Source organism: Streptomyces sp. NPDC002730, assembly GCF_042888805.1.
In the GTDB taxonomy this organism is placed as follows: Bacteria; Actinomycetota; Actinomycetes; order Streptomycetales; family Streptomycetaceae; genus Streptomyces.
Genome location: NZ_JBIAQG010000020.1, coordinates 1 through 19,316 on the forward strand (window position 1 = coordinate 1; position 19,316 = coordinate 19,316).

Here is a 19,316-nt window from a genome sequence, read left to right on the forward strand (position 1 = left end):
TCGTTACGACAAGCGCGGATACGTCTTCCTCGGCACCGTCACCGCCGCAGCCCTCGTCATCTGGCTCCGCTCATGATCGACCGGACACTGCCTAGGGGACGAAGACGCCGGATGGGGTTCAACTCCGCCTCACCCACGCTGTTTGCCGTCTACGCTCATACGCGGACAACGGCGAGGAAACTCTGCATACCTGAGAGCCATTGAGGCTTGCTTGAGCCGTATGCGCGGATGACGTGCACGTACGGTTCTGAGGGGGCCGGGGTCCAGCAATGGACTCCGGCTACCCGACAAGAGTAGCGGGTCCTACCCGCGCGTCCGTGTCGAGAGCGGCGGTCGCGGGGTGGTTGCCCAGGCTGGCTCGGTGCTGCCGGTCGAGACGGTCCGCAAGTCCGGCCTGGACGGCGCGATATCGGCGGCACTGGCACCGTGGCGCAAGCCGCGGGCCGTGCACGATCCGGGCAAGATCCTGCTGGATGTGGCCCTGGCCGTCGCACTCGGCGGAGACTGTCTGGCCGACGTCGGCATGCTGCGGGCCGAGCCGGGTGTGTTCGGTCCGGTGGTCTCCGATCCGACGGTCTCCCGTCTCGTCGGCGCTCTCGCCGCGTCCGGCCCGAAGGCCCTTGCGGCGATCCCAGGCGCACGTTCCGAAGTGCGGACGCGGGTCTTGGAGCTGGCCGGCGCGAGCAGCCCGGCCGCCGACTTCGTGTCGGACGGTTGGGCGGCGGCCAGAGCCTCGATATCCGTCCGGGGGTCGGGGTACGCGGCGAGTACAGCAGTCAGGAAGCCGGCCCACCGTGCGGCGACGTCTGCCTGTGTGCCCGTCTGCTGTGTCAGCGCGGAGGCGTCCTCGTCCAGCGTCCGCCGTGCCTCGCTCCGCTGCTGTGCAGTTCCACGCTGGAAGATCGCGGGGAGCCGGGTTCGGAGTGTCAGCGTGCCCTGCGATCAGGTAGGCAACGACGTTGCTGGCAGCTCCTGTCGGGATGGCTATGGCTGCTGCATCGAGCATGTAAGTGGCGTCTCGTGGAAGGGGGGGCGAGCACGCTGCTGCGCGTATCCGTGGCGGCTCAATGGTCTCCCTCATATGGGGGGAACCATGTGCTGGCATTCGCCATAAACAACCCTCTTTTTCGCCTCAGTTGGCCAGATCACGCCTGTCGGAAATGCCAGTACTGGAATGTCACCATCCATATCAGATCTTACGCAACTCTATTGCCGCTCGCGAACCTCAGGTTTCGCTCAAATTTTGGAACTCTGTTGACACGGACATGCGGGGATCTTAGTTTTGGTGGGCGTCAACTCCACATCGGTAAGCCTGAGTTGAGGGAATGGGGTAATCAGTGCGTAAGACACCTAGAATCCTCCTGATGGGGTTCACGATGCTCGGCCTTGCGCTTACGGCACCTGCCACCGCATCAGCCGACAGTATCGAGTTAAAGGGGCGGCCCGCCGGCTGCAAGTATCAAGTTGCTGATGGTTGGCGAACCGCGGGCACTTGCACTAGCTCCAATGGTGGTTCCTACCGAGCTCTCGCAATTTGCAAGGATCCGGAAACCGGGGCGCTGCAGCAGTTCCAGGGCCCCTGGAAGAAGTACGGATGGTCCATCGCGTACTGCCAGGGATCCACCAAGACTCAGAGTGCAGGTATCGAGACAAAGGTCTCCTAAGAGTGCAGGTATCGAGACAACTGCACGTGGCATGACCTAGAACGAGTCAATCGAGAAAGGGTTCGCACGAATGAAGAAACAATTATCGGTACTGCTTGCTGGCGGTGCGCTGGCGACCTTCGCTCTGGGATTTCAGGGCACGGCCTCCGCGGCTGCCTACGAGTCTGCTGCCGATAAGTCCGTTACCGTGATGGGCTGGCCAACGGGCTGCGAATACAACAAGGTGTTCATAAACGGCGGGGCTGCCCGCTGCGCTAAGGGTAACGGCGGACACTACAAGGCGGTGGCGAATTGCGCGAGGTGGGACGGCACCGGTGTCGTCGTGCGCGAAGCGGGGAAGTGGGTGTCCAGCGGCTGGTCTCTTGTTTACTGCCCGCCGGAGACACACGTCGCATCCGCGGGGATCACGATGAAGGCCTCGTAGAAGCCATCCGCTCACCAGTCGGCAGGCTTGATCAGTCGAACTGGGATCTCGCGCCGACGACATGCCTGCCGTGTGGTCCGGCTCCCGCCTCTTGGTGACCGCCTCGGTGGCAGGTTCGCGCACTACGGGTGCGTTGGCCTCATGCCGTGGAGACCTGCCTGTATGAGACGGGCCCCGGACTGGATGGGCTGACGCTGTTGGCTAGTTCGAGGCCTTGATCACTTCGCCCCGTCGAGTTGTTCCTCGGCGGGGCGAAGTCGTGCGAAGTGGCGGGTGCCGGTGCGGGCCGGGGTGTGTCGGTGAGGTTGATGGCGACGCCGGAATCTGCGCAGTCCACAGCGCTGGACGCCTTGGGAGATGGTGCCTTCGACTCCGGCGCGGATCTTGTACCGCTCTTTCCGGGTGTCGGTTCGCTGTTCGGCCCGGACTGCTTGGACGGCTTCGTGTTCGTCCCGGTGCCGGAGGTTGAGCTCACGGCGGTGGGTGAGCTGACACAGTCGCGCAGGTGCGGGCAGGTGCGGGCAGGTGCGGGCAGGTGCGGGCAGGGGCGGCAGTCAGCCGGCTTGAATCGGACCCGGATGACGGGCAGGCCCCTGCTGCGAGTGCCAGTGGTGCCAACTGGGTGCTCGTAGTCCCGTTAGGTCACCCGCTCGCGGTCCCAGTCGATGGTGAACGCGTCCTGCCCGAAGGGCCGTCGGCCGAAGCTGCGGTGCTGCGGCCATCGGCCCGTGCAGGTCGATGCCGTGGTCCCGGCGGGCGGCCACGATCTGGCCGGCGGCGACCGGGACTGTGCCGGGCAGGCTGGACAGCCAGTAGTCGGTGGGCGCTTCGGCTTCCTTGGGCCATTCGACCAGCAGCCGGATGTCGGGCAGGACACCGTCTCAGTGACCGTCGCGCGTGGTGACGGTAGCCTGGGCCAGAGAGCGGGCCCGCACCCCGGCCGGACGCACCCGCAGGCCCAAAAGGCGTGAGCGTATCCGCGTGAGCCTTCACGCCAGGTCACCTCGGTGAAAGCCTCCCGTCCCTGGCCCGTTGCCAGGGCGGCCACCGAGGACGGCTTGTCGCGGTAACGGGGCTGCGGGCGGCGGCCGTTGCCGGACCAGAGCGGGGCGGTGGGCACCGCATCGTGCGGGTGGACAGTTACATCCGAACGGACTGCGACGACATATCCGATGCCCCGGTCGGTCAGCCCGGCCCGGAAGTCGGCGTTCTGCCCGTAGCCGGCATCGGCCACCAGCATCGGCGGCACCAGGCCCCACCCGGCCAGCTCGTCAGGACGTCCAGAGCCAGGCGCCACTTCTCGCGGTGCCCGATGTCCTCAGGTATCCCGCTCTTGTGCCGCCCTCCGGCATTGTCCGCCCACTCCTGCGGCACGAACAGGCGCCACTGCAACGGACAGGACGCGGTGTCGATGACCGCGTGCACGCTCACCGCGACCTGGCAGTTAGCTTGCTTACCAAGCGCGCCGCAGTACTGGTGGGCGACTGCTACCGACATCCGGCCGTCGGGAACGACAGATCATCGACCGCCCATGCCTCCGGACCGATCAGCGGGACCATCCGCTCCGCAATCCACCCCCGGACCGGCACCGGATCCCAGGGGGACTGGTTCACGAACTGCTGCAGGTTCTGCTCATTGCCGTCCGGCAGTCGCTCGGCCATCGGCTGGATCGACTTGCGCCGCCCGTCCAACATCAGCCCCCGCAGATAGCAGTCACCCTTCACCCGCTGGTCCTTTCGTGGCACCGAGGCGAACACATCCGCCACGAACCCCGATAACTCCGCCCGCAGATACTCGACTTGTCGCACGTCCATCCATCCACCGTGCCCCGCACCCTCAACCAGGCAAAGGACCTAACGGAGTCCTACTAGGGCCTGTTGCGAAAGTGGATCTTGGGAGGGGATGATCGCGTGCCGTGGGGTGTGGTGATCTGACGAGCGACCAGTGGGCCCGGCTGGAGCCGTTGCTGCCGCAGGGCATCAAGCTGGGCCGTCCACGGGTGTGGACCCGGCGGCAGTTGATAGACGGCATACGGTGGCGGACCCGGACCGGCGCCCTGTGGCGGGACGTGCCCGAGCGGTACGGATCGTGGGACCGGGTCTACTACCTGTTCAGGCGCTGGCAGCGGGACAGCACCTGGGCCCAGATCGTCACCCACCTCCAGGCCGAGGCGGACGCGAAGGGACTGATCACGTGGGACGTGAACGTCGACTCCACCGTCTGCCGGGCCCACCAGCACGCCGCCGGAGCGGTCAAAAGGGGGACCTGCAGAAGGAGCCGCCTGGTGGCGTCGCCGTCGAGCCGGCCGACCATGCACCCGCGGGAACGAAGAACGGCGGGCGGCATAAGTGGTTTGCCGCCCGCCGTCCTTGCTGATCGTCCGGATGGACTGTCAGTCGGCCTGTGTCTGCGGGCCTTCGGGATCCCTGAGTGGAGCTGTTCCACCTTCGACGTGCGGTCCGAGCGGGCCACCGGAGGTGTCGAGAACCCCCGGAGCCTCAGCGGGCTCCACGGCCGCTGCCGTCGCTATCCCGCTCTTGGCGCGTCGCCCTCGCTTCTCGATCCAGGTGGCGAGCGCAGAAAGCGCCAGACACATCGCCACATAGATCGTGCCGATGACGATGATCGTCGAGACGTACGGGTACTGGCCGTTGACCTGAGTGTTGCTGGCGATCAGCCGCGCGGTCTGGAGCAGTTCAGGGTACAGAATGATAAACCCGAGCGAGGTGTCCTTGAGGGTCACCACAAGTTGGCTGATGATCGTCGGCAGCATTGCCCGAACGGCCTGTGGGATCAGCACGCTGACCATCACCTGGGTCTTGCTCATTCCCAAGGCGTACGCGGCCTCCCTCTGCCCCTTGGGCACGGAGTTGATGCCGGCCCGCAGCACCTCGGCCTGGACACAGCCGTTGTAGATCGACAGGCCCAGTGCCAGCGCCCACATCGAGTAGTCGGTGAGGAAGCCCACCCAGACGGCGTAGATCGTGATCAGCAGCGGGATGGAGCGGAACAGCTCGATGAAGCCGGTTGCCAGCCAAGAGACCGGCTTGTGGTCGGAGAGCCGACCGACGGCCAGGACCACACCCAGCACCAGTGAGCCCACTGCGGCCAGGCCGAAGGCCTTGAGGGTGGCGACGATGGCGTCGGCGATGTTCTGCCGGATGCCCGCATAGTTGAAGATGTCCCACATTTCAGGAGCGAGATGCCCCTTGTCGGACAGTCGCAGTACGCTGACCACGATCAGCGCGAGGATGGCGAGGGTGCCGACGACGGCGTAGATCCGGTTGCGTACGACGGCCTTGGGGCCCGGTGCGTCGTAGAGAACACTGGCACTCATCGGGCGACCTCCAGTCGGCGCTCAAGAAGACGGAAGATGCCGCTGATTGTGAAGGTGATGACTAGATAGCCGAGGGCGACCCAGATGAAGATGGGGACGATGTCGTAACCCTGGTCGCTCAACACCTTCTGCCAGCCGAAGAGTTCGGTGACGCTGAAGGCGCCAGCGATCGCGGAGTTCTTGGTGAGGGCGATGAAGATGCTGCTCAACGGCGGCAGAACGGTCCGCGTCGCCTGGGGGAGCACGATCAGCCGCAGCGTCTTGGAGAAGGTCATCCCGATCGAGCGGGCAGCCTCGGCCTGGCCGAGCGGGACAGTGTTGATGCCGGACCTGACGGCCTCGCAGACGAACGCCGAGGTGTAGCAGCCTAGCGCCAGGGAGCCGAGGACGTACGCGCTCATTCCCGGAAAAAGGACCTCGGGCACGACGAACGCGGAGATCAGGAAGAGCAGAGTGAGCGGGGTGTTACGCAGCAGCGTGACCCAAGCCGTGCCGAAATAGCGCAGCGGCGGGACGGGGGAGACCCTGAAGCCGGCGATGACGATGCCGAGTACCAGCGCGATGGCGGAGCTGAAGAGCGTGATCGACAGGGTTCCTATGAAGCCGTCACGGAATGCTGGGAAGTTGTCGAGCAGTACGTTCATGAGGTCTCCGCGTCGGCGGTCAGCGGCTGGAGGGCAAGGGGCGGAGCGCCCCATACACGGGTACGGGGCGCTTCAGCGAGCGGTGCTAGGTAGCGGCGATGGTCAGTAGCGGACGATGGCAGGCGGCTCGACGTAATGGGAGCCGGACAGGCCCAGGGTCGCCTCGTAGATCTTCTTGTACGTGCCGTCCTCGATGTGCGTCTTGAGCGACTTGTTGACTGCCTCACGCAGGACCTTGTCGTCCTTGTTCATGCCGACGCCGTACGGCTCCTCGGTGAAAGGCTTGCCCACTACCTTGAGCTTGCCTGAGTTGGCGGCGGCGTAGCCCTTGAGGATCGAGTCATCGGTGGTGACTGCGTCGACCTGCTTGGTGAGTAGCTGCTGGACGCAGTCGGAGTACTTGGCGAGCTCGACGACGTTCGCGCCGTACTCCGGCTTCTTGATCTCCTGGAGCGGGGTGGAGCCGACGATCGAGCAGACCTTCTTGCCCTTGACAGAGTCCTTGCCGGTGATCGACGTGTCGTCCTTGCGGACCAGGAGGTCGGCGCCGGCCTTGTAGTACGGACCAGCGAAGCCGACGAGCTTCTTGCGCTTGTCGTTGATTGTGTAGGTGCCGACGTAGTAGTCGACCTGGCCCCTGGAGATCGCGGTCTCGCGGACGCCGGAGTCAACGGTCTTCCACTCGATCTGGTCTTCGCTGAAGCCCAGATCGGCGGCGACCAGCTTGGCGATCTCGATGTCGAAGCCCGAGCGCTTCTTGGTCGCCTGGTCCTCGAAGCCGAGGTAGGGCTGGTCGGCCTTGGAGCCGATGATGATCTTGCCGCGCTTCTTGGCTTCCTTGAAGGTCGGCGAGTCGAGGTTCACGTCCTTGGCGACCGTGTACGTCGGGAGCTTGGGGGCGCCCTCGCCACCCGGCTTGGCGGACTGCTTGTCCCCCGCCGAACCTTCCTTCCCGCCACATGCGGTGGCGGCCAGCGCGAGTGAGAGCACAGCGGCCGAAGCGGCGGTGACCTTGCGAAGCTTCATGGTGACTTTCCCCTGGGTTGACGCGATGTGGGTGATCAGCTGATCCGGGACTCAGTGGTGCAGGATCTTCGACAGGAAGTCCTTGGCGCGGTCACTGCGCGGGTTGCTGAAGAAGTTGTCGGGCGTGGCCTCTTCGACGATCTTGCCGTCGGCCATGAACACGACCCGGTTGGCGGCCGAGCGCGCGAATCCCATCTCATGGGTGACGACGACCATGGTCATTCCGTCGCGGGCGAGCTGCTGCATGACCTCCAGCACCTCATTGATCATCTCGGGGTCGAGCGCGGAGGTCGGCTCGTCGAAGAGCATCACCTTGGGATCCATCGCCAACGCCCGTGCGATGGCGACACGTTGCTGCTGACCACCGGAGAGCTGGGACGGGTACTTGTCCGCCTGCGTGGCCACGCCGACCCGGTCGAGCAGGGCGCGCGCCTTCTCCTCGGCAGCCTTCTTGTCCATCTTGCGGACCTTGAGCTGGCCCAGCATCACGTTCTCGAGCACCGTCTTGTGCGCGAAGAGGTTGAACGACTGGAAGACCATCCCCACGTCGGCACGCAGCCTGGCCAGCTCCTTGCCCTCATCGGGCAGCGGCTTGCCGTCGATCGAGATCGCACCTGAGTCGATCGTCTCCAAGCGGTTGATCGTGCGGCACAGCGTGGACTTCCCGGACCCGGAGGGCCCGATGACGACCACGACCTCGCCACGGGCGATGGTCAGGTCGATGTCCTGGAGCACATGCAGCGCGCCGAAGTGCTTGTTGACGTTGCTCAGCACGACCAGGTCGCCCGCGGTGGGCACAGCGTCTTCGGCGCCCTTGGTCACTGAAACTCCGCTCATCGGCTTCTTGCTCCGTCCTCCTCGGTTGGCAGGACCCTATTCACCTAGTGCGACCAGCGTCATTACATCTGAGCGGAAATTGAGGATAACGATCCGGCTGCAACCGGACACTATGCGTGAACGGGGAGGTGATCGGCGTACCGGGTGGGTAACGGAAACCGACATGTAACGGGGTGCCTCTTGACTGTCTGGGCGACAATCGGCCTTGATGCCCAGGTACATCGGAGAAGACCGCACGACCGGAGGGGGGCCATGAGACTGCTGCTCGTCGAGGACGACGACCATGTCGCCGCCGCCCTCTCCGCCGTGCTCGCAAGGCACGGCTTCGAAGTGGTGCACGCTCGCAACGGCGAGGAGGCGCTGCAGGCCGTGCTGCCCGCGACGCATCCGCACAAGCCGCCTTTCGGGGTCGTCCTGCTGGATCTGGGGCTGCCCGACCAGGACGGCTACCAGGTCTGTGGCAAGATCAGGAAGCTCACTTCGATCCCTGTGATCATGGTGACCGCGCGGGCCGACGTCCGATCCCGGATACACGGGCTCAACCTCGGGGCCGACGACTATGTCGTCAAGCCGTACGACACCGGTGAGCTGCTCGCGCGCATCCACGCCGTCAGCCGGCGTACCGCGCCCGGAGACGACGCTGCTACGGCCACTGCCGATCACGCGCTGCGGCTCGGCCCGGTCATCATCGAACTGCCCACCCGCCGCGTCAGTGTCGACGGTGCGACGGTGCAGCTGACCCGCAAGGAGTTCGACCTGCTGGCCCTGCTCGCGCAGCGGCCGGGGGTCGTCTTCCGCCGGGAGCAGATCATCAGCGAGGTGTGGCGGACCAGTTGGGAAGGGACCGGCCGCACGCTCGAGGTGCATGTCGCGTCCCTGCGCTCCAAGCTCCGCATGCCCGCCCTGATCGAGACCGTGCGCGGCGTCGGCTACCGCCTCGTCGTTCCCGTCGGCGCGTAAGGCCCGTAACTCCCTGTGCGTACCCGACTTCTCCCGCTGCTCATCGTCCTCATGGCGGGCGTGTTGCTCGCGCTCGGCTTCCCGCTCGCCGTGAGCGTGGCCGCCGCACAGCAACAGCGGGTCGTCGTCGACCGGATCGACGACACGGTGCGCTTCGCGGCGCTCGCGCAGTTCGTCACCGATCGCTCGGGTGCCGACGAGCGGCGCTCCACGCTCCAGGAGCAGCTCGACCGATACCACGACACCTACGGCATCAGTGCGGGCGTCTTCTACCGCGACAGCGACGCCATGGCACGCGCCCCCGAGACCTGGTCCGTGCCGTTGAGTGGCCAGGGCCGACAGGCCTTCGAAGAGGCGCTGTCGGGGCGGCGCAGCCATGACCCGCCGCAGGTCTGGCCGTGGCAGCAGGGCGGCCGGCTCGTCGTCGCCTCACCGGTCGTACGGGACGGGGACGTCGTGGCCGTGGTGTTCACGGACTCGCCCACCGGCCAGCTGCGTTCACGCGTGCTGCAGGGGTGGCTGCTGATCGCGGCAGGCGAGGGCGCGGCGATGCTGCTGGCCGTCGGCGCTGCCTTCCGCCTCACGGGCTGGGTGCTGCGGCCGGTACGCATCCTGGACGCGGCCACCCACGACATCGCGACCGGGCAGATGAACTCACGTGTCGCGGCGGCGAGCGGACCTCCGGAACTCCGGCGCCTGGCCCGTTCGTTCAACGAGATGGCCGACAATGTCGAAGAAGTCCTCGAACAGCAGCGGGCGTTCGTCGCCGACGCCTCCCACCAGCTGCGCAACCCGCTCGCCGCACTGCTGCTCCGGATCGAGCTCCTTGCACTCGAACTCCCCGCGGGCAACGAGGAGATCGCCTCGGTCCGCACCGAGGGCAAGCGCCTCGCCCAGGTCCTCGACGACCTGCTGGACCTGGCGCTGGCCGAGCACGCCTCCGCGGATCTTCAGCTCACCGATATCGGCGAACTGGCCGCCGAGCGGGTCGCGGCCTGGCGCCCCCTCGCCGAGGAGAAGGGCGTCCGGCTGACCGGACACGGCGCCGCGGTCACCGCCTGGGCCGATCCGGTCGCGTTGTCCAGCGCACTGGACGCGGTGATCGACAATGCCCTGAAGTTCACGCCCCAGGGCGAGGAGGTCACGGTCTCGGTCGCCTCCAACGGTGAGAGCTCCACGGTGGTGATCACCGACGGAGGTCCGGGTCTGACCGACGAGGAGCTGGCCCGAATCGGCGACCGCTTCTGGCGCAGCGGCCGCCACCAGAACGTCAAGGGCTCCGGCCTGGGCCTGTCCATCTCGCGCGCGTTGCTGACGGCGGGCGGCGGCTCGATCGCGTATGCGCATCACGAGCCGCGCGGACTGCGGGTGACCGTCACTGTCCCGCGTACGTCTCCTACGGCCTGACCGGGCGGTATCGACGGCCTGACCGGTCGGCGACGATGGCCTGACCGGTCGGCGACGACGGCCGCCCAGCCAGGGCTACGGCTTGACCGAGCGGTAGTAGCGCTGGGCGCCTTCGTGCAGCGGCAGCGGATCCGTGTAGACCGCGGTCCGCAGATCCACCAGCTGGGCAGGGTGCACCGTATTGCCGATACGGTCCCGGCTGTTGATCACCGTACGGGTGAAGCCCTCGGTCATCGCCGGATCCATCCGGTCCGTGGTGACCAGCAGATTCGCCACCGCCACGGTCGGCACGGGCACGCCGCTCTGCGCCTGGAGATAGGCGTCGGCGGGCATCACCGCGGAGCGGTAGTAGCTGGTCGACTCGCCTGTGGCGTGCAGCTTCTCGACGAGATCGGCCTCCAGCGGGACCAGCCGGATCTGGAAGCGCGCGGACAGCTCTTCGACGGCCGCCGTCGGCAGGCCGCCCGACCAGAAGAAGGCATCGAGCTCGCCGGCTTCGAGCCGCCCGGGCACCGTGTCGATTCCGGCCGGGACCGGAGTGATGTCCCGCGTCGGATCGATCCCTGAGGCCCTCAGCAGTCGCTCGGCGACCAGCCGCACACCCGACCCCTCCTGCCCGATGCCCACCCGCTTGTCGCGCAGATCCCGGACCGACATCACCGGCGAGCCGCGCGGCACGATGAGCTGCACATAGTCGTCGTACAGCCGGGCACAGCCGCGCAGCCGGGCGGCGCCCGGCTTGCCGTCCCGCTTGTACTTGGCGACGGCGTCGGCCGTGGCGATGGTGAAGTCGGCCTCGCCTGCGGCCACCCGCGCCAGATTCTGCTGCGAGCCCTCACTGGTTCGCAGATCGATCTTCACATCCGGCAGGTCATGGGCGAGTGCGTCCTTCAGCAGCACGCCGTACCGCTGATAGACGCCGCTCTGCGAACCGGTGCTGAAGGTCAGCGTCCCGCGCGGCGAGGTCTCGCCGAAGGGCAGCAGCCACCACAGCAGCAGCCCGAACACCACCAGGGCAGCGGCCGACCCCTGCAGGGCACGGCGGCGGCTGATGCGGGACAGGGCCGGGAACATGGCCGCGATCCTGCCAGCTCACTCCCTGTAATGGCCAGGCCCTCCCTCGCGGAAGGGAGGGGCGGAGCGTCGGTACGACCCCGTACCCTGGTGGGCGCGATGAGTGCGAAAACTTACGAGGTGCGCACCTACGGGTGCCAGATGAACGTCCACGACTCCGAGCGGCTGTCGGGCCTGCTGGAGGACGCAGGCTATGTGCGCGCGCCCGAGGGTGCCGACGGTGACGCCGATGTCGTCGTCTTCAACACCTGCGCGGTGCGGGAGAACGCCGACAACAAGCTGTACGGCAATCTCGGCCGGCTCGCGCCGATGAAGACCAAGCGGCCCGGGATGCAGATCGCCGTCGGCGGCTGCCTGGCCCAGAAGGACCGCGACACCATCGTGACCAAGGCGCCGTGGGTGGACGTCGTCTTCGGTACGCACAACATCGGCAAGCTGCCGATGCTGCTGGAGCGCGCCCGTATCCAGGAAGAGGCGCAGGTCGAGATCGCGGAGTCGCTCGAGGCCTTTCCCTCGACGCTGCCGACCCGCCGTGAGTCCGCCTACGCGGCGTGGGTCTCCATCTCGGTCGGCTGCAACAACACCTGCACCTTCTGTATCGTCCCGGCGCTGCGGGGCAAGGAGAAGGACCGCCGGCCCGGCGACATCCTGGCCGAGGTGGAGGCGCTTGTCGCCGAGGGCGTTTCCGAGATCACCCTGCTCGGCCAGAACGTCAATGCGTACGGCTCCGACATCGGCGACCGCGAGGCGTTCTCCAAGCTGCTGCGCGCCTGCGGAAAGATCGACGGTCTGGAGCGGGTCCGCTTCACCTCGCCGCATCCGCGTGACTTCACGGACGACGTGATCGCGGCGATGGCCGAGACCCCGAACGTCATGCCGCAGCTGCACATGCCGCTGCAGTCGGGTTCGGACACGATCCTGAAGGCGATGCGCCGCTCGTACCGGCAGGAGCGTTTCCTCGGAATCATCGAGAAGGTGCGCGCGGCCATTCCGCACGCCGCCATCTCCACCGACATCATCGTGGGCTTCCCCGGCGAGACCGAGGAGGACTTCGAGCAGACGATGCACACGGTGCGCGAGGCGCGCTTCGCGAACGCCTTCACCTTCCAGTACTCCAAGCGCCCCGGCACCCCGGCGGCCACCATGGAGGGGCAGATCTCCAAGGAGGTCGTCCAGGAGCGCTATCTGCGCCTGGTCGCCCTCCAGGAGGAGATTTCCTGGGAGGAGAACAAGAGGCAGGTCGGCCGGACGCTGGAGGTCATGGTCGCCGAGGGCGAGGGCCGCAAGGACGGCGCCACCCACCGCCTTTCGGGGCGCGCCCCCGACAACCGCCTGGTGCACTTCACCAAGCCGGACGAGGAAGTGCGCCCGGGCGATGTGGTGACTGTCGAGATCACGTATGCCGCGCCGCACCACCTGCTCGCCGAGGGCGCTGTGCACTCCGTACGTCCCACCCGCGCGGGCGACGCCTGGGAGAAGCGCAATGCCGCGGCGGCCGCGAAGCCGGCCGGCGTGATGCTGGGCCTGCCGAAGATCGGCGCACCCGAGCCGCTGCCGGCGGCTCAGGCGCCCGGGTGCGGCTGCGACTGACGGACCACCCGCGGACGGCGGACAGCCCGCTGGAAGGCCCGCCGGCAAGAGCGACGGGCTGAGTACGGACTACGCTGGCGATCATGCTTGTCGCCGCAGCCGTCTGCCCCTGTCCGCCGCTGCTGGTCCCGGACGTCGCCGCCGGGGCCGCCCCGGAACTCGACACCGCGCGGACCGCGTGTGCCGATGCGCTCGGGGTGCTCGCCGCCGCCCGGCCCGATCTGCTCGTCGTGCTCGGACCTGCCGAGCAGGACGGCCGCGGCCCGCACCTCGCGGGCGCGACCGGATCCTTCCACGGGTTCGGTGTGGACCTCGACGTACGGCTCGGAGCGGGCGAGGTCCAGGAACGGCCGCTGCCGCCCTCGCTGGCCGTCGGCGCCTGGTTGCTCTCCCGCGCCCGGTGGGCGGACGCCCCGGTGGAGGGCCTCGGCGTCGGCGAGCCGCTCGCCGGTGAGCGCTGCGTGGCTGTCGGTCGGGAACTGGCCGCCAGGGCGGACCGCGTCGCGCTGCTGGTGATGGGTGACGGCAGCGCCTGCCGCACGCTCAAGGCCCCCGGCTATCTCGACGAGCGGGCCGCGGACTTCGACGGACAGACCGCCCGTGCGCTGGGCGCCGCCGATGTCGAGGCGCTCAAGGCGCTGGACGAGTCACTGGCGTACGAACTCAAGGCGGCGGGCCGCGCTCCGTGGCAGGTGCTGGCGGGAGCCGCGGAGAACGCGGGACTGGCCGGACAGCTGCTGTACGAGGACGCCCCGTACGGCGTCGGCTACTTCGTCGCCGCCTGGTCCTAGTGGACGTAAAGCCGCCCCGTCGTAGCGGACCCAGAGCCGCAAGCCGCCCGGTCGTGGCGGTCGTGACGAAGATGTAGAGGCGTGACGTAACGAGGACGTCGAGCGGAGACGTACATCGGCGGGCGGCCGCGGAGCGAAGAGCTCCGCGGCCGCCCGCCGGTGATGTCAGGAAGCCGGAGGCGTCGTGCCATCGTCCTTGTGGGCGATGCGGCCCAGGGCGTTCTTGGCTTTGCCGGTGCCAGTCTCGATCTTGCTGCTGTACTTGCCCTTGGTCTTTTGATCGACCGTCTTGGCGGCTCTCTCCAGACCGTGCTCGATCTTGCCACCGTGCTGCTGCGCGAGGTCAGAGACCTTGTCCTTGGCCGGGGTGAGCTTGGCTTTCAGCGTGTCCTTGAAGCCCATGGGTCACCTTCCCTCGTGTTCCCTCGCCGGGGACTACTTGCGGGCGCCCTCTCCGGCTTCGTTGTCCGCCGCCTCCTCGGCCGACTGCTGCTTCGGAATCTCCACGCCTTCGGCAGCCGTGGCCTCAGCCGCCTCGGCGACCTCAGCCTCTTCGGCTTCGGTGACCTCGGCCGCCGCGTCCTTCGACGCTTCGGAATCGGAATCCGCCTCAACCGGGGACTCGGCTGTCAGAGTGCTGACAGCCGCCTCCTCGGTTGACGTCTCGGCAGTCGTCTTGGACTTACGACGAAATCGTGAAAAAACGCCCATATCTGCTCCATAGCCTACTCGTGTGGGCGAAGTTCCGCGCCGCCCGGGGCGTTCCATTGCGCCGCCCGCGGGCACCGGCCCAAAAACCGGCGTTCGGAACCTCGCAACAGGCAACGAACCCGCCCCTGTGCCGTCACCTCGCTCGTTCGGGGACATGCCTGCGGGTTTGCGAGACTGGGGCAGTGAGAAGTGCAGCTCCCGCACCGCGGGTCATCGCCATCGTCGGTCCCACCGCGGCCGGAAAGTCCGATCTGGGCGTTTTCCTGGCCCAGCGGTTGGGCGGTGACGTCGTCAACGCCGACTCCATGCAGCTCTACCGAGGGATGGACATCGGTACCGCCAAGCTGACGACCGACGAGCGCGGTGGCGTCCCGCACCGGCTCCTGGACATCTGGGACGTCACCGAGGCCGCGAGCGTGGCCGAGTATCAGAGGCTGGCCAGGGTGGAGATCGACCGGCTGCTCGCCGAAGGCCGTACACCCGTGCTCGTCGGTGGCTCCGGGCTCTACGTACGCGGTGCCATCGACGCCCTCGAATTCCCCGGCACCGACCCGGAGATCCGTGCCCGGCTCGAGGAGGAGCTGACCCAGCACGGCTCCGGCGCGCTGCACGCCCGGCTCGCCACCGCCGACCCGGAGGCCGGCAGCGCGATCCTGCCCAGCAACGGCCGCCGCATCGTCCGGGCGCTCGAGGTCATCGAGATCACCGGCAAGCCCTTCACCGCCAACCTTCCCGGTCATGACGCCGTGTACGACACCGTCCAGATCGGCGTCGACGTCGCACGCCCCGAGCTCGACGAGCGCATCGCGCTGCGGGTCGACCGGATGTGGGAGGCGGGTCTCGTCGACGAAGTGCGTGCGCTGGAGGCGCAAGGTCTGCGCGAGGGGCGCACGGCCTCACGTGCGCTCGGCTACCAGCAGGTGCTCACGGCGCTCGTGGGGGAGTGCACGGACCAGGAGGCGCGCGAGGAGACCGTGCGCGCCACGAAGCGCTTCGCGCGCCGCCAGGACTCCTGGTTCCGGCGGGACCCGCGGGTGCACTGGCTGAGCGGCGCCGCCCAGCACAGGGCGGAACTTCCGCACCTGGCGCTGGCGTTGGTCGAACGAGCGGTCACAGCCTGATCACGTGATGGCATCGGGACGCTCTGCCAGCCATTTCGGCACCCTGGAGCGTGCCATCATCGAGCATCGATCGACGTGGAGTCCGAATTGGGAGGGCGCGTGGCGATGGAGGCCGGCCCTCGCGACAGAGAACAGGAAAGGCGTGACGCAGCGGACAGCGCGTCCCGTCTGAGTCCGGACGGGCCTGACGAGCAGGACGTGATCGCGGACGAGGTCGAGGTCGAACTGCGCCCGCAGCGCAGGCTGCGGATCTGGCAGCTCGCCCCCATCGTGACGCTCGCCGCGATCGGCTCCCTGATGTTCGCCTTCCCTCTCGCCTTCGGCACGGGCGACGGCGGAGCGGTCGTCGCCATGCTGGGACTGCTGATCAGCTGCTGCGCCGCCGGCTGGGGCGTGATGGCAGCCCGCCGCGTGGGCCACACCTGGCCCGGACTGCCGGCCCGCGGCTCCGGGGAGCGCCCGGACTGGCGGGTCATCGCCCTGTACGTCGGCGTAGGCGTGGCGATCGTCGCGCTCGCCGTCTGGCGCGTGGCACGCCTCCGCTGAACTGTCCGCCCGGCCGTCCTCGTACGATGGACGGCGTGAGCACTCCGCAGACCTCGCCGATCGCCTTCCTCAAGGGCCATGGGACCGAGAACGACTTCGTGATCGTCCCCGACCCGGACAACGCCATCGACCTGCCCGCATCAGCTGTCGCCAGGCTCTGCGACCGCCGGGCCGGCATCGGCGGCGACGGAGTGCTGCATGTCGTGCGGTCCGCGGCGCACCCCGAGGCGCGTGCCATGGCCGACGAGGCCGAGTGGTTCATGGACTATCGCAACGCCGACGGGTCGATCGCCGAGATGTGCGGCAACGGCGTACGCGTCTTCGCCCGCTACCTCGAGCGAGCGGGCCATGCCGCGGCGGGCGACCTGGCCGTGGCGACCCGCGGCGGCGTCAAGAAGGTGCACCTCGGCAAGGAGGGCGACATCACCGTCTCCATGGGGCGCGCGCTGTTTCCCGAGGACGGCGTCACAGTCACCGTCGACGGCCGCAGCTGGCCCGCCCGCAACGTCAACATGGGCAATCCGCACGCGGTTGCCTTCGTCGACGACCTGGACCACGCAGGGGATCTGCTCTCCGTACCGACCTTCAGCCCGGCGTCGGTCTACCCGGACGGCGTGAACGTCGAGTTCGTCGTCGACCGCGGCGAGCGCCATGTCGCCATGCGTGTGCACGAGCGCGGCTCCGGCGAGACCCGCTCCTGCGGCACGGGTGCGTGTGCCGTTGCCGTGGCGGCCGCCCGCAGGGACGGCGCGGACCCCTCGGTCACCGGCGCCCCGGTCACGTACACCGTGGATCTCCCCGGCGGACGGCTGGTGATCACGGAACGGCCCGACGGCGAGATCGAGATGACAGCCCCCGCCGTCATCGTCGCCGAGGGCCACTTCGAACCGGCCTTCCTCGCTGTGACCGAAACCGCGATCGCATAGAGCTTCGCTCGAATGGGTGATCCCTTTCACGCTGAGCGAGAGCCGGACTGCGCCACGTGGTGGGCTCGGTAGCATCAAGCACCGGCACGGAGTGCACGCCTGCCCTTTCCACCGCCGGTCGAAGCTGCCGGAGGTGCCCCATGAGTGCAGAGGCCACCAACCCTGGTGCCCACAGCCGCAGGCGCGGCCGTCCCAGGATCGACCTCCGCAGGCTGGGCCGCGCCGCGCTCCTCGGGCCTGCCGCCCGGGACCGGCTGCCCGACGCGATCGGCCATGTTGCCGACGCGCACCGCGCACACCATCCCGATGCCGACCTCGCCATCCTGCGCAAGGCGTACGTCCTGGCCGAGTCCTCCCACCGCGGACAGTTCCGCAAGAGCGGCGAGCCGTACATCACGCATCCGCTCGCCGTGACGCTGATCCTCGCCGAACTGGGCGCCGAGACCACGACGTTGACCGCCTCGCTCCTCCACGACACCGTCGAGGACACCGAGGTGACCCTCGATCAGGTGCGTACGGAGTTCGGCGCCGAGGTCTGCTATCTCGTCGACGGCGTCACCAAACTGGAGAAGGTCGACTACGGCGCCGCCGCCGAGCCCGAGACCTTCCGCAAGATGCTCGTCGCCACCGGCAACGACGTCCGCGTGATGTCGATCAAACTCGCCGACCGGTTGCACAACATGCGCACGCTCGGCGTCATGCGCCCCGAGAAACAGGCTCGTATCGCCAAGGTCACCCGCGACGTCCTCATCCCCCTCGCCGAACGGCTCGGCGTACAGGCGCTCAAGACCGAGCTGGAGGACCTGGTCTTCGCGATCCTCCACCCGGAGGAGTACGAACACACCCGCGCCCTCATCGCCGAGAACACCGGCGCGGGTGATGCGCTCGCCGCCACCGCGGAGGACTTCAAGGCGGTGCTGCGGGACGCCGACATCGCCGCCGAAGTCCTCGTCAGGCCACGGCACTTCGTCTCTGTCCACCGGGCGCGGCGCAAGCGTGGCGAGATGCGCGGCACGGACTTCGGTCGGCTACTGGTGCTCGTCGGCGAGGACGCCGACTGCTACGGCGTCCTGGGTGAGCTGCACACCTGCTTCACCCCGGTGATCTCCGAGTTCAAGGACTTCATCGCCGCCCCCAAGTTCAACCTGTACCAGTCGCTGCACACCGCTGTCGCGGGACCGGACGGCGCGGTCGCCGAAGTCCTCATCCGTACGCACCAGATGCACAAGGTCGCCGAGGCCGGAGTGATCGCACTCGGCAATCCATACGTACCCCTGGAACCCGTCGAAGGGGCAGAACCGGCCGATGGCGAACGCGCCGACCCCACCCGGCCCGGCTGGCTCTCCCGCCTCCTGGAGTGGCAGCAGTCCACCCCCGACCCCGACACTTTCTGGTCCTCCCTGCGTGCGGATCTGGCACAGGACCGGGAGATCACCGTCTTCCGCGCCGACGGCGGCATGCTCGGCCTGCCGGTCGGCGCGAGCTGTGTGGACGCCGCGTACGCGCAGTACGGAGAGGAGGCACACGCCTGTATCGGCGCACGCGTCAACGGCCGTCTGGCGACGCTCAGTACGGTGCTGAGCGACGGCGACACAGTGCATCTGCTCCTCGCCCAGGACGCCGCATCCGGACCTTCGCCCGACTGGCTCGACCATGCCCGCACACCCGCCGCGCGCATCGCCATCGCCGCCTGGCTCGAGGCGAATCCGGAGGGGACGAAGGTCCCCGCCACCGCCATCCGCCGGCCCGCCCCCGTCACCGCCGACCGGCCGGCGGCCGCGAACGCAGTCGTCGATCTGCCGGACGCGACGGTACGTCTCGCCGGCTGCTGTACGCCCGTACCGCCGGACGCCGTCACCGGGTTCGCGGTACGCGGCGGCGCCGTGACCGTCCACCGCGAGAAGTGTCCGGCCGTGGCCCGCATGAGAGCCCTGGACCGCGAGCCCATCGCGGTGAGCTGGGGCGATGCCGCCGAATGCCGGGTCACTCTGATCGCTGAGTCCTTCGGCCGCCCGCGCCTGCTGGCCGATCTCACCGAGGTCATCGCCACCGAGGGCGCGGCCATCGTCTCGGCCACCGTCGAGCCGCCCAGCGAACAGCGCGTACGGCACACATACACCCTTCAACTCCCGGACGCCGCCGGGCTTCCCGCCCTGATGCGCGCCATGCGCGATGTGCCGGGGGTGTACGACGTGAGCCGCACCCAGCATCCGGCGGCCACCGCCTGATCTCGTTCGGGTGGTGCGAAGCGCGCCGCC

At 68.1% G+C, this 19,316-nt stretch carries 16 protein-coding genes and 3 pseudogenes; 11 read left to right on the top strand and 8 right to left on the bottom strand.

What is annotated here, in order from left to right; genetic code table 11:
• Positions 1-247: 247 nt before the first annotated feature.
• Both ACFYXH_RS37750 and ACFYXH_RS37755 read left to right on the top strand, forming a co-directional pair.
• Positions 248-691 (top strand): annotated as a pseudogene (locus ACFYXH_RS37750) (transposase); the annotation flags it as partial.
• 1,043 nt (positions 692-1,734) lie between these two features.
• On the top strand, positions 1,735-2,088 hold the full coding sequence (locus ACFYXH_RS37755) for a hypothetical protein (RefSeq protein WP_389573098.1): 354 nt from the start codon (positions 1,735-1,737) through the stop codon (positions 2,086-2,088).
• Between the two features lie 218 nt (positions 2,089-2,306).
• On the opposite strand, the pseudogene ACFYXH_RS37760 reads toward ACFYXH_RS37755, so the two are convergent.
• Positions 2,307-3,902, bottom strand: a pseudogene (locus ACFYXH_RS37760) (IS701 family transposase).
• A gap of 101 nt (positions 3,903-4,003) precedes the next feature.
• Between ACFYXH_RS37760 and ACFYXH_RS37765 the strand changes: the two are divergent.
• Positions 4,004-4,177 (top strand): annotated as a pseudogene (locus tag ACFYXH_RS37765) (transposase); the annotation flags it as partial.
• Positions 4,178-4,480: 303 nt separating this feature from the next.
• Here ACFYXH_RS37765 and ACFYXH_RS37770 read toward each other — a convergent pair.
• The 4 genes from ACFYXH_RS37770 to ACFYXH_RS37785 form a co-directional block, all read right to left on the bottom strand.
• A complete protein-coding gene (locus ACFYXH_RS37770; RefSeq protein ID WP_389573101.1) occupies positions 4,481-5,425 on the bottom strand; it encodes an amino acid ABC transporter permease in 945 nt (314 codons plus the stop codon).
• Positions 5,422-6,069, bottom strand: a complete 648-nt coding sequence (locus ACFYXH_RS37775; protein ID WP_389573104.1) for an amino acid ABC transporter permease — start codon at positions 6,067-6,069, stop codon at positions 5,422-5,424. Before ACFYXH_RS37775 ends, ACFYXH_RS37770 begins: the two co-directional genes overlap by 4 nt.
• Positions 6,070-6,171: 102 nt before the next feature.
• Complete coding sequence (locus ACFYXH_RS37780; RefSeq protein WP_389573107.1) at positions 6,172-7,095, bottom strand: glutamate ABC transporter substrate-binding protein; 924 nt, start codon at positions 7,093-7,095, stop codon at positions 6,172-6,174.
• Between the two features lie 51 nt (positions 7,096-7,146).
• Positions 7,147-7,932 (bottom strand): amino acid ABC transporter ATP-binding protein, encoded by a 786-nt coding sequence (locus ACFYXH_RS37785; RefSeq protein ID WP_362688958.1) that lies wholly within the window; start codon positions 7,930-7,932, stop codon positions 7,147-7,149.
• A 252-nt stretch (positions 7,933-8,184) separates the two neighbouring features.
• Between ACFYXH_RS37785 and ACFYXH_RS37790 the strand changes: the two genes are divergently transcribed.
• Both ACFYXH_RS37790 and ACFYXH_RS37795 read left to right on the top strand, forming a co-directional pair.
• Positions 8,185-8,892: a response regulator transcription factor gene (locus ACFYXH_RS37790; protein WP_389573111.1), complete on the top strand. Its 708-nt coding sequence runs from the start codon at positions 8,185-8,187 to the stop codon at positions 8,890-8,892.
• 15 nt (positions 8,893-8,907) lie between these two features.
• Positions 8,908-10,299: a sensor histidine kinase gene (locus ACFYXH_RS37795; RefSeq protein WP_385303627.1), complete on the top strand. Its 1,392-nt coding sequence runs from the start codon at positions 8,908-8,910 to the stop codon at positions 10,297-10,299.
• Between the two features lie 75 nt (positions 10,300-10,374).
• On the opposite strand, the gene ACFYXH_RS37800 is transcribed toward ACFYXH_RS37795, so the two are convergent.
• Positions 10,375-11,373 (bottom strand): TAXI family TRAP transporter solute-binding subunit, encoded by a 999-nt coding sequence (locus tag ACFYXH_RS37800; RefSeq protein WP_389573114.1) that lies wholly within the window; start codon positions 11,371-11,373, stop codon positions 10,375-10,377.
• Between the two features lie 99 nt (positions 11,374-11,472).
• Here ACFYXH_RS37800 and miaB point away from each other — a divergent pair, with 99 nt between their 5' ends.
• Positions 11,473-12,963: a tRNA (N6-isopentenyl adenosine(37)-C2)-methylthiotransferase MiaB gene (gene miaB / locus ACFYXH_RS37805; protein ID WP_389573117.1), complete on the top strand. Its 1,491-nt coding sequence runs from the start codon at positions 11,473-11,475 to the stop codon at positions 12,961-12,963.
• An 83-nt stretch (positions 12,964-13,046) separates the two neighbouring features.
• Positions 13,047-13,754, top strand: a complete 708-nt coding sequence (locus ACFYXH_RS37810) for a class III extradiol dioxygenase subunit B-like domain-containing protein (protein WP_389573120.1) — start codon at positions 13,047-13,049, stop codon at positions 13,752-13,754.
• Between the two features lie 165 nt (positions 13,755-13,919).
• Here the strand turns inward: ACFYXH_RS37810 and ACFYXH_RS37815 are convergent, their stop codons facing one another.
• Positions 13,920-14,156, bottom strand: a complete 237-nt coding sequence (locus ACFYXH_RS37815; RefSeq protein ID WP_327326467.1) for an antitoxin — start codon at positions 14,154-14,156, stop codon at positions 13,920-13,922.
• A gap of 33 nt (positions 14,157-14,189) precedes the next feature.
• Positions 14,190-14,465, bottom strand: coding sequence for a hypothetical protein (locus ACFYXH_RS37820; protein WP_389573123.1), 276 nt, complete (start codon positions 14,463-14,465; stop codon positions 14,190-14,192).
• Between the two features lie 182 nt (positions 14,466-14,647).
• Here ACFYXH_RS37820 and miaA point away from each other — a divergent pair, with 182 nt between their 5' ends.
• From miaA to ACFYXH_RS37840, 4 genes are all read left to right on the top strand, one after another.
• Positions 14,648-15,586 carry a tRNA (adenosine(37)-N6)-dimethylallyltransferase MiaA gene (gene miaA, locus ACFYXH_RS37825; RefSeq protein ID WP_389573126.1) on the top strand — a complete coding sequence of 313 codons (939 nt, stop codon included), beginning with the start codon at positions 14,648-14,650 and terminating at the stop codon, positions 15,584-15,586.
• A gap of 198 nt (positions 15,587-15,784) precedes the next feature.
• Positions 15,785-16,132: a hypothetical protein gene (locus tag ACFYXH_RS37830; RefSeq protein WP_385303638.1), complete on the top strand. Its 348-nt coding sequence runs from the start codon at positions 15,785-15,787 to the stop codon at positions 16,130-16,132.
• 26 nt (positions 16,133-16,158) lie between these two features.
• Positions 16,159-17,058 carry a diaminopimelate epimerase gene (dapF, locus tag ACFYXH_RS37835; RefSeq protein WP_389573130.1) on the top strand — a complete coding sequence of 300 codons (900 nt, stop codon included), beginning with the start codon at positions 16,159-16,161 and terminating at the stop codon, positions 17,056-17,058.
• Positions 17,059-17,198: 140 nt separating this feature from the next.
• Positions 17,199-19,286: a RelA/SpoT family protein gene (locus tag ACFYXH_RS37840; RefSeq protein ID WP_389573133.1), complete on the top strand. Its 2,088-nt coding sequence runs from the start codon at positions 17,199-17,201 to the stop codon at positions 19,284-19,286.
• Positions 19,287-19,316: the final 30 nt, after the last annotated feature.

Bases quoted from the DNA above. Each gene is read 5' to 3' on its own strand.
- ACFYXH_RS37755 (WP_389573098.1), top strand. From the start codon at position 1,735: ATGAAGAAACAATTATCGGTACTGCTTGCTGGCGGTGCGCTGGCGACC.
- ACFYXH_RS37770 (WP_389573101.1), bottom strand. From the start codon at position 5,425: ATGAGTGCCAGTGTTCTCTACGACGCACCGGGCCCCAAGGCCGTCGTA.
- ACFYXH_RS37775 (WP_389573104.1), bottom strand. From the start codon at position 6,069: ATGAACGTACTGCTCGACAACTTCCCAGCATTCCGTGACGGCTTCATA.
- ACFYXH_RS37780 (WP_389573107.1), bottom strand. From the start codon at position 7,095: ATGAAGCTTCGCAAGGTCACCGCCGCTTCGGCCGCTGTGCTCTCACTC.
- ACFYXH_RS37785 (WP_362688958.1), bottom strand. From the start codon at position 7,932: ATGAGCGGAGTTTCAGTGACCAAGGGCGCCGAAGACGCTGTGCCCACC.
- ACFYXH_RS37790 (WP_389573111.1), top strand. From the start codon at position 8,185: ATGAGACTGCTGCTCGTCGAGGACGACGACCATGTCGCCGCCGCCCTC.
- ACFYXH_RS37800 (WP_389573114.1), bottom strand. From the start codon at position 11,373: ATGTTCCCGGCCCTGTCCCGCATCAGCCGCCGCCGTGCCCTGCAGGGG.
- miaB (WP_389573117.1), top strand. From the start codon at position 11,473: ATGAGTGCGAAAACTTACGAGGTGCGCACCTACGGGTGCCAGATGAAC.
- ACFYXH_RS37810 (WP_389573120.1), top strand. From the start codon at position 13,047: ATGCTTGTCGCCGCAGCCGTCTGCCCCTGTCCGCCGCTGCTGGTCCCG.
- ACFYXH_RS37815 (WP_327326467.1), bottom strand. From the start codon at position 14,156: ATGGGCTTCAAGGACACGCTGAAAGCCAAGCTCACCCCGGCCAAGGAC.
- ACFYXH_RS37820 (WP_389573123.1), bottom strand. From the start codon at position 14,465: ATGGGCGTTTTTTCACGATTTCGTCGTAAGTCCAAGACGACTGCCGAG.
- dapF (WP_389573130.1), top strand. From the start codon at position 16,159: ATGGACGGCGTGAGCACTCCGCAGACCTCGCCGATCGCCTTCCTCAAG.
- ACFYXH_RS37840 (WP_389573133.1), top strand. From the start codon at position 17,199: ATGAGTGCAGAGGCCACCAACCCTGGTGCCCACAGCCGCAGGCGCGGC.